Below are 11,874 nucleotides of genomic sequence, written 5' to 3'. Positions count from 1 at the left end.
ACCCCGTCAGCGTCGCCGGGCCACCGCGGTCCCTGGCGCCTGCCCACATCCCCGACCAGTTTGGGGGCAGGCGCCGTTCGCGTGCCCGGGGGTGGGTTCAGCCCTCCGGGAGCAGTTCTGGGAAGAGGACGGGGCGGCCGGCGAGGTTGAGCACCACCCGTTCGCCGAGCGGGCCGCTGAAGGGGAACCGGGCGTACTGGTAGCTGTAGGGGCCGGGGCAGGTCCTCGGGCGGCCGGTGGTGCGGCCGACCAGCACCAGGGCCTCGGAGGTCCCGTACGCCTCGCCCGGCCGCGCGTCGGCGCAGTTCTCCGGCTCGATCATGCCCTCCAGCCCCTGTTCGTCCTCGGAGGCGAGGACGACATCGGTGACTCCGGCGGGCAGGTCCTCGTCCTCGACGCCGTAGTCGACGGACGGCGCCTGGGACTCGACGGCGGCGACCGCGTAGGGATGGTCGACGCCGGCGAACACGAACTCCCAGACCGGCACCGTGACCGTCCCGCGGCTGGTGCGCTGGCGGTGGGTGCCGGGCCGGACGGCGGTGACGGTGAGCCGGGTGTCGCAGGGCTCCCGGGTGCAGCCGTCGCGGTACCTGACGCGGTCCTCGTAGGCGGCGCGCGGGTCGGTCAGGGGCAGGGTCATGGACGTCCCGTCCGGGAAGGAGACCGTCCCGGTGCCCGAGAACGGCGGGAAGTCGGCCGCCAGGTCGATCCGGCCGCCCAGGAACGCCGCGAAGGCGCCGCCGTCGGGAGTGAAGTCCTTCGGCAACCAGGTCTCGCCGGCCAGGTCGGGGTAGTAGCCGGTGCGCCAGATCCGCTCGGCCTCGGAGCCGGGCCAGGACTCCGCCACCCGGCGGGCCCGGTCCAGGACCTCGGCGGCGAGCGGCGGGGCGGCGGCCCGGTCCGGGGCGTCGGCACGGTCCGGGACAACGGCACGGGAGGAGTCACCGGGGACGGCGGTGAGCACGGACAGCGCGGCGAGCAGGAGCGCGGCGGCGGGCAAGCGTCTCAGCACACGGTGGGGGACGTTCGGACGCGCGCTCGGGTTCCGTCAACTGTTGTCGGTTCCGGCCGAGTTGTGGTCATCCGGCGGGTGGTGGCGGGGGTTGGGGATGTGCACGGCGGCAGCGGGGGACTAGAGTGCGTTCCGGGGAGCTACGGTACGGCTACCGCGCGTATCCGGACGCTGCTCGTCCGGCGGCCCCGGCGAGGGTGGAAGATCCCGATGAGGGCGTTCCGAGGACTGTTGTTCGTCGGTCCCTGGTGGAAGACTGCGGCCACGGCCCGGGGGGCTGCGTGACGTGCGGAGGTTGAGGCGATGAGTGCGACTCAGGCGGGTGGTGGTGCCACGGTGCGGCGTCTGCTGCTGGGGTCGCAACTGCGACGGCTCCGGGAGGCCCGCGGGGTCAGCCGGGAGGAGGCCGGGTACTCGATCCGGGCCTCCGAGTCGAAGATCAGCCGGATGGAGCTCGGCCGGGTCGGCTTCAAGGAGCGCGACGTCGCCGATCTGCTGACGCTGTACGGGGTGGACGCGGAGCCGGAACGGGCCTCGGTGCTCGGGCTGGTCCGGGCGGCCAACGCGACCTCCTGGTGGCACGGGTACGGGGACGTCCTGCCGGGCTGGTTCCAGAACTACCTGGGCCTGGAGGAGGCCGCCACCGAGATCCGCAGCTACGAGGTCCAGTTCGTCCACGGGCTGCTGCAGACCGCCGACTACGCGCGGGCGGTGATCACCCACGGCGGCCATGTGACCGAACCGGCCGAGATCGAGCGGCGGGTCGAGGTGCGGCTCAAGCGGCAGCAGGTGCTGGACGCCGAACGGGCGCCGCGGCTGCTCGCGGTGCTGGACGAGGCCGCGCTGCGCCGCCCCTGGGGCGGTCCGGAGCTGATGCGGGCGCAGATCGACCGCCTGCTGGAGCTGACCGAACTCCCGAACGTGGTGCTCCAGGTGATGCCGCTCGGCTTCGGCGGGCTGCGCGCGGAGGGCGGCGCGTTCTCGGTGCTGGCCTTCGACGAGCAGGAGTTGCCGGACATCGTCTACCTGGAGCAGTTCACCACCGCCCTGTACCTCGACCGGCCGGCCGAGGTCGCGGAGTACGCGGGCGCGATGGACGGTCTGGTGGCGGACAGCCTGTCCCCCGAGCGGACACGAGAACTTCTCCGCTCCGTACGCCAAGAGCTGTAGCAGGTAAGTACGATGAGCCCCGATCAGTTCTGATCGCGAACGACCCCCGGAAGATCGCGGGCGTTCCCGAACGGCATGAGAGGGATCGGATGTCGTACCTTTCCGAGTTGGCGCTGCAGTTCATCGACGGCGAGTGGCGCGAGGGCAGCGGCTCCTGGGACATCGTCGACGTCGATCCCTTCACCGGGGACAAGCTCGCGAGCATCACCGTCGCCACCGTCGACGAGGTCGACCAGGCGTACCGGGCCGCGGAGCTGGCGCAGAAGGAGTGGGCGGCCACCAACCCCTACGCCCGCCGGCTGGTCTTCGAGCGCGCGCTGCGGATCCTGGAGGACCGCGAGCAGGAGATCACCCGGGACATCATGGCCGAGCTCGGCGGCACCGCGGTCAAGGCGTGGTTCGAGCTCTCGCTCACCAAGGACATGCTGCGCGAGGCCATGCAGCTCTCCCTGCGGGCCGAGGGGCGGCTGCTGCCCTCGCCGGTGGACGGCAAGGAGAACCGGCTCTACCGGCTGCCGGTGGGCGTCGTCGGGGTGATCAGCCCGTTCAACTTCCCGCTGTTCCTGTCGATGAAGGCCGTCGCCCCGGCGCTGGCGCTCGGCAACGGCGTGGTGCTGAAGCCGCACCAGGAGACCCCGGTGGTCGGCGGCACCCTGATCGCCAAGATCTTCGAGGAGGCGGGCCTGCCGGCCGGCCTGCTGAACGTCGTCATCACCGACATCGCCGAGATCGGTGACGCGTTCATCGAGCACCCGGTCCCCAAGGTGATCTCCTTCACCGGCTCCGACAAGGTCGGTCGGCACGTCGCCACCGTCGCCGCCTCCCACTTCAAGCGGACCGTGCTGGAGCTCGGCGGCAACAGCGCGCTGATCGTGCTGGACGACGCCGACCTGGACTACGCCGTGGACGCGGCCGTGTTCAGCCGCTTCGTGCACCAGGGCCAGGTCTGCATGGCCGCCAACCGGGTGCTCGTCGACCGCGCCGTCGCCGAGGAGTTCACCCGGAAGTTCGTCGCCAAGGTCGCCACCCTGAAGGTCGGCGACCCGAGGGACCCGGCCACCCACATCGGCCCGCTGATCAACCCGGTCCAGGCCGACGCCCTCTCCGCGCAGGTGGACCAGGCCGTCGCCGACGGCGCCACCGCGCTGCTGCGCGGCACCACCGTCGGGAGCCTGATGGACCCGGTCGTGCTCGGCGGCCTGCCGGCCGGCGCTCCGATCCTGCGGCGCGAGCTGTTCGGGCCGGTGGTCCTGGTGGTGGAGTTCGACGGCGAGGACGAGGCGGTGCGGATCGCCAACGACACGCCGTTCGGGCTGAGCGGCGCGGTGCACACGGCCGACGTCGAGCGCGGGGTGCGGGTCGCGCAGCGGATCGAGACCGGCATGATCCACGTCAATGACGGGACCATCGCGGACGAGCCCGTGGTGCCGTTCGGCGGCGAGAAGAACTCGGGCGTGGGCCGGCTGAACGGCGAGTCCACCGTGGACGCCTTCACCACGGTGAAGTGGATCTCGATCCAGCACGGGCGCAGCCGCTTCCCGTTCTGAGCGGCGCCCGGGCGGGGCCCGGCCGACCCCGGGGAGGGGGACGGCCGGGTTCCGTTTGTTGATCATCGTTGCCTATGATGCGGCGGTACCGGAACGCGTGCGGACCGCGTTCGACCGGAACGGACCGAAGGGGTGGCCGGGGTGACCGAGTTTCAGGAGATCGGCCGGGAATGGCTCGTCGGCGACGGTGGCGTCGACCACGACGGTGCCGCCGTCCGGCCGCCCGCCGACCTGCGTCCCGAGATCCCGCACCCCGCGCGGATGTACGACTACTACATCGGCGGCAAGGACAACTTCCCGGCCGATCGCGAGGCCGCCGAGAAGGTGCTCGCGATCAGCCCGATGGTGCGGATCAGCGCCCTCGCCAACCGGGCCTTCCTCGGCCGCGCGGTGCGGCAGCTCGCCGCCGAGGGCATCCGCCGGTTCGTCGACATCGGCACCGGCATCCCCAGTGCCGGCAACACCCACGAGATCGCCCAGCGGGTGCGGCCCGACGCGCGCGTGGTCTACCTCGACAACGACCCGATCGTGCTGGTGCACGGCCGCGCCCTGCTGAGCGGCACCACCCCGGAGAGCACCGCCGTGGTCCAGGCCGACCTGCGCGACCCGGCGGGCATCCTGGCCGCCCCCGAGGTCCGCGGCGCCCTCGACTCCGGCGAGCCGGTCGGGCTGCTGCTCGTCGCCGTCCTGCACTTCATCGACGAACAGGACGACCCGTACGCCATCGTGCGCACCCTGGTGGACGCCCTTCCGCCCGGCAGCCGCCTCGTCCTCTCCCACGGCACCCTCGACTTCACCCCCACCGCCGACGCCGGCCGCGGTCCCGCCGTCTACCGCGGCGCCTCCGCCCAGCTCACCATGCGCGGCCGCGACCAGGTGCTGCGCTTCTTCGACGGCCTGAAGCTCGCCGATCCGGGCCTGGTCACCGCCCCGCTCTGGCGTCCCGACGCCCCCGCGCAGCCCACCGACTCCCAGGTCGGTATCTGGGCGGGCGTGGCGGAGAAGCTTCAGTAGCGGAGCAGTTCGGCGGTCGTCAGCCCGAAGTCGAACGGTGCCGGGACCGGCACCTCGTCGCCGAACTTCCCGCTCCACCGGCGGTGGTAGGTCCCGCCGCCGGGCTCGGAGTGCAGGGCGAGGGTGCACCGGGCATGCCGTTCGGGGATCCGGAACTCGCTCATGGGGCCACGTTCTCGTCCCGTGGTGCTTCTCCGGGAAGTAGTTCGTGGTGCGAATCAATGCTGTTAGGCTGGCCGGATGGTGAAGAGCGAGGGTGGCGGCATCGAGGTCGTGGGGGCGCTGGTGCGGGCGGCGTTCCTGGTGGATGCGGTGTATGCGGAGTCGGCGCGGGAGTTCGGGCTGACGTCGCAGCAGGGGCAGTTGCTCTGCGTGCTGCTGGGGCGGTCGTACGTGATGGGGGAGTTGGGCGGTGTGCTGCGGCTGGCCAAGTCGAGCCTGACCGGCCTGGTCGACCGGAGCGAGCGCAACGGGCTTGTGCGGCGCGAGAGTTGCGAGGGGGATGCGCGGGCTGTCCGGGTGGTGCTGACGGCGGAGGGGGTCGTGCTGGCGGAGCGCTTCTATGCGGAGACGTGTCGCCGGATCGGGGAGCTGCCGGCCGGGCTCGCGCCGGCGGAGCGGGAGCTGCTGGGTGGGCTGCTCGGTCGGGTGGTGCTGGACAACAAGGTGCCCCCGGTGTTCGGGGGGCAGGGGCGGGCGGACGCCTGAGGGGTTGAAGTTCGTGGAACGAACCAATATGTTCGTGCTACGAACTTCAGCTCCTTTTTGCTTCTGGGGGAACGATGAGCATCGGGAACGCGGGCGTTGTTCTCGGATTCGGCGCGCCGGGGGACCTCGCCGACACGGCGAGCCTGCTGGACCTCGTCCAGCAGGCCGACCGGGACGGGCTGGACCACTTCTCGCTGTCCGACCACCCGTACATCGGCGGGCGGGTGGACGCGTACGCCGCGCTCGGCTTCCTGCTCGGGCGGACCGGGCGGATCAGCGGCTTCGCCAACGTCACCAACCTGCCGAGCCGGCCCGCGCCGATGCTGGCACGGACCATCACCTCGCTCTCGGCGCTGTCCGGCGGGCGTGTGGTGCTGGGGATGGGCGCCGGCGGGATCTGGGACCGGATCACCGACCTGGGCGTCGAGCGGCTCGCCCCGGGCGAGGCGGTGGAAGCCTTCGAGGAGGCGATCGTGCTGGTCAAGCGGCTGTCGGGCGGCGGACCGCCGGTCACCCACGAGGGGCGGCACTACCGCGTCCGGGAGATCGAGCCGGCGCCCGTCGCCGCGCCGCCGGTGTGGACTGGCTCCAATGGCCGCAAGTCGCTGGCCGCCACCGGCCGGGTCGCCGACGGTTGGATCCCCGGCCACGCGGCGGACTGGCTCAGCGAGCGCTACCGCACCTCGCGGCCGGTCGTCGACGAGGCGGCCGCCGCCGTCGGACGCGACCCGCGCGAGATCCGCACCGTCTACAACCTGCCCGGCCGGATCACCGACCGGCCGCTCGCCGCGACCCGGGACGCGGAGGGCAGGTGGCTCGGCGGCTCGGTGGGCCAGTGGGTGGAGGAACTGACCGGCGCGGTGCTGGAGCACGGCGCGTCCGGCTTCACCCTCTTCGCCGCCGACCACGGTTCGCCGGACCCGGTCACCCTCGGCCGGTGGGCGCGGGAGGTCGCTCCGGCGGTCCGGGAGGCGGTCGGGGACACGGCCGGGAAGGGCTGAGTCCGCCCTCAGGCGGCCCGGGACTCGCGGCGGTAGCCGCCCGGGGCGAGGCCGAACTCGCGCTTGAACGCCTTGGCGAAGGCGTACTCCGAGCCGTAGCCGGTCTTCGCGGCGACGGTGGTGAGCGGAACCTCGGACTCGCGCAGCAGGCGGGCCGCCGTGGTCATCCGCCAGCGGGTCAGGTAGGCCATCGGCGGCTCGCCGACCAGGGTGGTGAACCGCCGGGCGAACGCCGCCCGGGACAGGCCCGCCCGGGTGGCCAGCGACTCCACGGTCCACGGTGTGGACGGCGCCTCGTGGATCGCCGTCAGCGCCGGGGCCACCGCCGCGTCGCCGAGCGCCGCCGCCCAGCCGGCCGCGGTGGCGGGCGGCTGCTCCTCGAACCACGCCCGCAGGATGTAGAGCAGCAGCGAGTCGATCAGCGCCGGGACGATGCCGGCCGAGCCGATCCGGGGGTTCTCCAGTTCGGCGCCGAGGAGTTGGACGGCCGCGCTCAGCTCGGGGTGGTGGCCGTGCCGGGTCTGCAGGTGGACGATCTCCGGCAGTTGCCGCACCAACGGGTGCGGGCGCGCCTGGTCGAGGTGGTAGTTGCCGCACAGCAGGCTGGTGCGCGGCCCGTCCCCGCCGACCGTGACGGTGCCGATCGGCAGGCTCGGCCGGAACTGCGAGGGCTGCTCGGGGACGGCCGGGGTGTCCGGCCGGTCGGCGAGGACGTGGCCCCGGCCGTCCCGCAGGAAGACCACGTCCCCCGGGCTGAGCGCGATCGGCTCCGCCGCGTCGTCCTCCAGCGGCACCAGCCAGCAGGTCCCGTAGAGGACCACGTGGAAGCCGGCGCCGGCGACCGGGGGCAGCCGCAGTCCCCACGGGGCCCGGCCCTCGGTGCGGACGGAGGCGGGCTGCCCCGTCCGCATCGAACCCAGTGCCTCGGTCAGGATGTCCATGCCGCCTCCCCCGGTCGGTACGTGCTCCACCGGAACCCTACGGCTCAGGCGACGGTCAGGACGATCTTGCCCTGGGTGCGGCCGGTGGCGATCAGCTCGTGCGCCTTGCCGGCCTCCTCCAGCGGGAAGGTCTCGGCGATGTGCGGCCGGATGCGGCCCTCGTCGACGAGCTTCGCGATCGCCTCCAGCGAGGCGTAGTCCGGCTCCACCGAGATGCCGGCGAACCGGCGGCCGGAAGCCTCGATCTCGGCGGCCAGCGCGGTGTTCCAGTGCTCCATGATCGAGACCAGCACGCCGCCCTCGCGCAGCACCTCCAGCGAGGCGGTGCCCTGCGAGGAGGAGTCGAGCACCACGTCCACCCGGCCGACCGCCGCCAGGAAGCCCTCGGTGCGGTGGTCGATCACCTCGTCCGCGCCCAGGCCGCGCACGAACTCGTGCTTGGGCTCGCTGGCCAGGGCGGTCACGTGCGCGCCGCGGGCCTTGGCGATCTGGACGGCGAGGTGGCCGACACCGCCGGCCGCGCGGTGGATCAGCACCCGCTGCCCCTCGGACAGGCCCGCCGCGTCCACCAGGCCCTGCCAGGCCGTGAGCGCGGCCAGCGGCAGCGCGGCGGCCTCGACGTGGTTCAGCGCGGCGGGCTTGCGGGCCACCTGACGGGACGGCACCGCGACGTACTCGGCGTAGCCGGTCGCGGCCCGGGGGAAGAACGGCAGGCCGAACACCTCGTCGCCGGCCTTGAACCGGGCGCCCGGTCCGGCCACCTCGACGACGCCCGAGATGTCCCAGCCGACGCCGAAGGGAGGCTCGCCGAGCAGCGGGTAGGCGCCCGAACGGACCGCCACGTCGACCGGGTTGACGCCGCTGGCGTGGACGCGGACGAGCACCTCGCCGCCGCGCGGGGCCGGCCGGTCGGTCTCGACGACCTCCAGGACCTCGGGGCCGCCGAAGGACTTCTGGACAACTGCGCGCATGGGACCGCTCCTTGTCGGGACGAGCTCTCGGGACGGTGGGCCGCTCCCGGTGACGTGATCAACGGTAGGCAGGCCGAACGCGCGGCTGAATATCCTGCGCGCTCGGGAAGATGTCCCAGCGTCTCGCCGGGCGGTGGTCCCGGCGCGAGGGCGGCCCGTGGAGTCCCCGCGGACCGGGACGGCCGCCCCGGCCGCGGTAGGGCGGCTCCGGCCCGGGGTTCAGGACCCGGCGGCCAGGTCGCCGACGTGGACGAGGGGCTCGCGCGAGCGGCGGCAGTGCCACCAGGCCCGCGTCGGGTCCTCCGGGTCCGCGGCCGGTACCGGCAGGTGGACATGGCCGGGGCAGGTCGGCCACTGGAGGAACTCGTGGCCGACACCGTGGTCCTGCGCCTGCTCGGCGTCCACCACGGTGTCGGCCGGTTCGGCCGGCGGCGCGTGGGCGCGCCGGGGGGAGGGGAACAGCCCCCGGGGTGCGGGCCCCGGGGGCTGTTCCGGCCGTGCGGGCCGTGTTCCGTTCGTGGGAACGGGAGTTCCGGCCGTGGAGCGGCTGTTCCGGTGGTGCCGCCGGTCGGTGCGGGGCGACGACCGGCCGTTCCGGTGCTACGACCGGCCGTTGCGGTGCCGCGGCGGGTCCGGTCAGAAGACCGGCTGGCCGGCCCGGACCAGGCGCCAGGACTCGGCGGCGAAGTCGGCCGGGTCGATGACGCCCTTCTCCTTCACCCAGCCGATCATCGCGTTGCGGATCTCGTCCGAGTTGGCCCACACCTTCTGGGCGGCCGCGACGTGCGGGAAGTTGCCGCCGCCGTTGGCGCGGTAGTTGTTCACCGCGAGGACGAACCGGGCGGCCGGGTCGATCGGCCGGCCCTCGAAGCCGAGGTTGACGATCCGCGAGCCGACCGGCTGGGAGATGTCGATGTCGTACGAAACGCCGTACACCGAGTCGTAGTTGTAGTCCGGGGTGTTCTGCGCGTTGGTCAGGGTGGCCTTGTCGACCGGCGCGCCCGGGGCGAGCTGGTTGTAGTACCTGGCCGAGAACTCCAGGTAGTCCTTGATCTGGGCGCCCGTCAGGATGCGGGCCTCCAGGGTGTTCTCGTAGATGTACAGGCCGGCCGCGTCGCGCAGCTTGACCTGGCCGGCCGGGATGACGGCGGTGCGGTTGAACGGCGCGGCCTGGGCGAGCACCGGGAGCTCGGCGTACTGGCCGCCGGCCAGGGCGGCGCGCACCACGTCGGCCTGGACCCGGCCGATGAGGTCGATGATCGGGGTGTCCTTGAACGGCGCGTCGGCGATGGACAGCGCGGTCTTCGCGGTGCCGATGACCTGGTTGACGTACTCGACGACCTTCTTGTGCTGGTCGGTCATCAGGTCGACGATCTCCGGGTCCTCCGGCACGGTGTTGGAGTTCAGCACCCGGGAGGAGAGCGAGACGACCTTCCACGCGCCGCCGTCGGGCTCGACCTCGAAGTCGAAGCAGGTCAGCCGCTGGCCCCAGCACAGCGGCTCGGACAGCACGACGGTCTTCCCGGTCTCCTTGTTGACGACCAGGCGCTGCGGGATCTCCTTGTGGGCGTGGCCCACCAGGACGGCGTCGATGCCGGGCACCTGCTCGGCCAGCGCCACCGAGGCGTTCTCGGCCCAGGGCAGCTGGTCGCCGTAGGAGGTGGCCTCGTCCATGCCGGAGTGGCAGGCGACCACGACGACGTCCGCGCCGGCGGCCCGCACCTTCGGCACCCAGATCTTCGCCGTCTCCACGATGCCGGGGAAGGTCATCTTCCCGGCGACGTTCGCCTTGTCCCAGATCGCGATGCCCGGGTTGGTCAGGCCGACGATGCCGACCTTGAGGGCCGGGCCGGTGCCCAGCTTCAGCTTGCGGATCACGTAGGGCGGGAAGGCCGGCTTGTCGTTGCGGGCGTTCAGCGCATTGGCGCCGAGCAGCGGGAAGTCCAGCTGCTCCTCGTAGGCGCGCAGGGTGTCGATGCCGTAGTTGAACTCGTGGTTGCCGAGCGCGGCGGCGGTGTACTCCATGGTGTTCATGGCGAGCGCCATCGGGTGCTCGGGCGCGGTGTCGGCCTCGGTGGCGATCGGGTCGACCCGGGCGTAGTAGTAGGTCAGCTGGGTGCCCTGGATGGTGTCGCCGGCGTCGATGAGCAGGCAGCGGTCCCAGCCCTTCTCCTCGCGGACCTGCTTGGCCAGCGTGGAGATCTTGGCGAGGCCGACCTCGTTGTGCGCCTTGTCGGCGTAGACGGCGTCGGTGAAGTAGTCCCAGTTGAGGACCCGGCCGTGGAGGTCGGTGGTGCCCATGACGGTGAAGCTCTGGCGCTTGGTCCGGCCCTTGGCGCGGGTCTCGTCCGGTCCGGCCGCCGCCGCGGGGGTGGCGGCGGCGAAGGCGCCTCCGCTCACGAGGGCGGCGCCGGCGGCGGTGGCGGCGGACCGGGTGACGAAGTCACGGCGGTTCAGGGGCATGGACGACTCTCCCGGTGGGGATGGCGGCAACGGACCGTCAACGACGGCCGGGAGCACCGCCGGTGGCGGCGGGCAGGCGCGTTGACGCGCGTAGAAGTACGCGCGTAGAAGTCTGCCGTGCGCTTCCCTCCGGCGGATAGACCCCGGACCTTTCCAACAGGTGAGATCTTGGCGACTCGTTCGTGACCGCGACTCGTTCGTGACCGCGGCCGTTCGTGACCGCGGCCCGTTCGTGGCCGGGCCCGCCGGCGACCGGGCCCGCCGGCGACCGGGGCCCGTTCGTGATCCGGGCGGGCGGGTACCGCACCCACCCGCCCGGATCACGGCGGAGCACTGCCCCGCCCCTACGGCGTGGCGCCAGGGGCTAGATGTAGCCCTCGCGCACCGCGTGGGCCACCGCGTGCGCCCGGTTGCGCAGTTGCAGCCGGGTCGTCAGACCGTGCAGCACGTTCTTCACCGTGCGCTCGGAGTACGACAACCGGGCCGCGATCTCCCCGGTGTCCCAGCCCTCGGCGACCAGCCGCAGCACGTCCGACTCACGCTCCGACAGACCCGTCGGAGCCTGACCCGGCATGCCCTGGACGGACCGCTGCAGCCGGCCCACCTGGGCGATCAACCGCCCCTGGAGGTCGGCCGGCAGGTCGCCGTCGCCCCGGGCCGCGGCCAGCACCGCCCGGCCGAGCCGCTCCGGTGTCGCCTCCCGCCGCCACAGGATCGCCGCCACCCCGCACTCGACGGCCTCCATCAGCTCGGTCTCGCGCAGCCGCTCGACCACCAGCACCACCCGCTGCCCGGCCCCGCGGACCAGCCGGCGCAGGGCCGCCGTCGCGGCCGCGTCGGCGGACTCGGCGACCAGCACCGTGACCGTGCCCGGCCCGGCCGCACCGCTCGGGTCGACCACCGCCACCCCGGGGAAGCGGCGCAGCTGCGCCTCCGCCCCGGCCCGGGAGAGCGGATCGGCGGCCTGGACGGCGACCGGCACCGTCGAGCTGCGGGCGGTCGCCGCGGCGACCGCCCGCCCGGCCCCGGTCGCACCCCGGACCGCGA

At 73.1% G+C, this 11,874-nt stretch carries 12 protein-coding genes; 5 read left to right on the top strand and 7 right to left on the bottom strand.

The window, feature by feature from the left end; translation table 11 throughout:
- Window positions 1-97 precede the first annotated feature (97 nt).
- A complete protein-coding gene (locus ACIQ9P_RS01690) occupies window positions 98-1,000 on the bottom strand; it encodes a hypothetical protein (protein ID WP_402347990.1) in 903 nt (300 codons plus the stop codon).
- Between the two features lie 315 nt (window positions 1,001-1,315).
- Here ACIQ9P_RS01690 and ACIQ9P_RS01685 point away from each other — a divergent pair, with 315 nt between their 5' ends.
- From ACIQ9P_RS01685 to ACIQ9P_RS01675, 3 genes are all read left to right on the top strand, one after another.
- Entirely contained in the window at window positions 1,316-2,182 is an 867-nt protein-coding gene (locus tag ACIQ9P_RS01685; protein WP_402347987.1) for a helix-turn-helix domain-containing protein, read from the top strand.
- Between the two features lie 89 nt (window positions 2,183-2,271).
- A complete protein-coding gene (locus ACIQ9P_RS01680) occupies window positions 2,272-3,729 on the top strand; it encodes an aldehyde dehydrogenase family protein (RefSeq protein ID WP_402347984.1) in 1,458 nt (485 codons plus the stop codon).
- Between the two features lie 141 nt (window positions 3,730-3,870).
- Window positions 3,871-4,743 carry an SAM-dependent methyltransferase gene (locus ACIQ9P_RS01675; RefSeq protein ID WP_402347981.1) on the top strand — a complete coding sequence of 291 codons (873 nt, stop codon included), beginning with the start codon at window positions 3,871-3,873 and terminating at the stop codon, window positions 4,741-4,743.
- Here ACIQ9P_RS01675 and ACIQ9P_RS01670 read toward each other — a convergent pair.
- Window positions 4,737-4,907, bottom strand: a complete 171-nt coding sequence (locus tag ACIQ9P_RS01670) for a hypothetical protein (RefSeq protein WP_402347979.1) — start codon at window positions 4,905-4,907, stop codon at window positions 4,737-4,739. The two genes, ACIQ9P_RS01675 and ACIQ9P_RS01670, sit on opposite strands and share 7 nt — an antisense overlap.
- Before the next feature lie 76 nt (window positions 4,908-4,983).
- On the opposite strand from ACIQ9P_RS01670, the gene ACIQ9P_RS01665 reads away from it, so the two are divergent.
- Complete coding sequence (locus tag ACIQ9P_RS01665) at window positions 4,984-5,451, top strand: MarR family winged helix-turn-helix transcriptional regulator (RefSeq protein WP_402347976.1); 468 nt, start codon at window positions 4,984-4,986, stop codon at window positions 5,449-5,451.
- Window positions 5,452-5,525: 74 nt separating this feature from the next.
- The gene (locus ACIQ9P_RS01660) at window positions 5,526-6,452 is read left to right on the top strand and encodes an LLM class flavin-dependent oxidoreductase (RefSeq protein WP_402347973.1); all 927 of its coding nucleotides are present in this window, start codon (window positions 5,526-5,528) and stop codon (window positions 6,450-6,452) included.
- Between the two features lie 8 nt (window positions 6,453-6,460).
- On the opposite strand, the gene ACIQ9P_RS01655 is transcribed toward ACIQ9P_RS01660, so the two are convergent.
- From ACIQ9P_RS01655 to ACIQ9P_RS01635, 5 genes are all read right to left on the bottom strand, one after another.
- Window positions 6,461-7,393 carry an AraC family transcriptional regulator gene (locus ACIQ9P_RS01655; RefSeq protein ID WP_402347970.1) on the bottom strand — a complete coding sequence of 311 codons (933 nt, stop codon included), beginning with the start codon at window positions 7,391-7,393 and terminating at the stop codon, window positions 6,461-6,463.
- A gap of 44 nt (window positions 7,394-7,437) precedes the next feature.
- Window positions 7,438-8,364, bottom strand: a complete 927-nt coding sequence (locus ACIQ9P_RS01650) for an NADP-dependent oxidoreductase (RefSeq protein ID WP_402347967.1) — start codon at window positions 8,362-8,364, stop codon at window positions 7,438-7,440.
- Window positions 8,365-8,583: 219 nt separating this feature from the next.
- The gene (locus tag ACIQ9P_RS01645; RefSeq protein ID WP_402347964.1) at window positions 8,584-8,772 is read right to left on the bottom strand and encodes a hypothetical protein; all 189 of its coding nucleotides are present in this window, start codon (window positions 8,770-8,772) and stop codon (window positions 8,584-8,586) included.
- Between the two features lie 228 nt (window positions 8,773-9,000).
- A complete protein-coding gene (locus ACIQ9P_RS01640; RefSeq protein ID WP_402347961.1) occupies window positions 9,001-10,827 on the bottom strand; it encodes a bifunctional metallophosphatase/5'-nucleotidase in 1,827 nt (608 codons plus the stop codon).
- A 364-nt stretch (window positions 10,828-11,191) separates the two neighbouring features.
- On the bottom strand, window positions 11,192-11,809 hold the full coding sequence (locus tag ACIQ9P_RS01635) for a response regulator transcription factor (protein ID WP_051742222.1): 618 nt from the start codon (window positions 11,807-11,809) through the stop codon (window positions 11,192-11,194).
- Between the last annotated feature and the right edge of the window lie 65 nt (window positions 11,810-11,874).

Origin of the sequence: Kitasatospora sp. NPDC094019, from assembly GCF_044764505.1 — a bacterium.
Classification (GTDB): domain Bacteria; phylum Actinomycetota; class Actinomycetes; order Streptomycetales; family Streptomycetaceae; genus Kitasatospora.
Note: the sequence above shows the minus strand (reverse complement) of the source record. Positions and strands in the feature narration are given on the sequence as shown.

Bases quoted from the DNA above. Each gene is read 5' to 3' on its own strand.
- ACIQ9P_RS01685 (WP_402347987.1), top strand. From the start codon at position 1,316: ATGAGTGCGACTCAGGCGGGTGGTGGTGCCACGGTGCGGCGTCTGCTG.
- ACIQ9P_RS01680 (WP_402347984.1), top strand. From the start codon at position 2,272: ATGTCGTACCTTTCCGAGTTGGCGCTGCAGTTCATCGACGGCGAGTGG.
- ACIQ9P_RS01670 (WP_402347979.1), bottom strand. From the start codon at position 4,907: ATGAGCGAGTTCCGGATCCCCGAACGGCATGCCCGGTGCACCCTCGCC.
- ACIQ9P_RS01665 (WP_402347976.1), top strand. From the start codon at position 4,984: ATGGTGAAGAGCGAGGGTGGCGGCATCGAGGTCGTGGGGGCGCTGGTG.
- ACIQ9P_RS01660 (WP_402347973.1), top strand. From the start codon at position 5,526: ATGAGCATCGGGAACGCGGGCGTTGTTCTCGGATTCGGCGCGCCGGGG.
- ACIQ9P_RS01655 (WP_402347970.1), bottom strand. From the start codon at position 7,393: ATGGACATCCTGACCGAGGCACTGGGTTCGATGCGGACGGGGCAGCCC.
- ACIQ9P_RS01650 (WP_402347967.1), bottom strand. From the start codon at position 8,364: ATGCGCGCAGTTGTCCAGAAGTCCTTCGGCGGCCCCGAGGTCCTGGAG.
- ACIQ9P_RS01640 (WP_402347961.1), bottom strand. From the start codon at position 10,827: ATGCCCCTGAACCGCCGTGACTTCGTCACCCGGTCCGCCGCCACCGCC.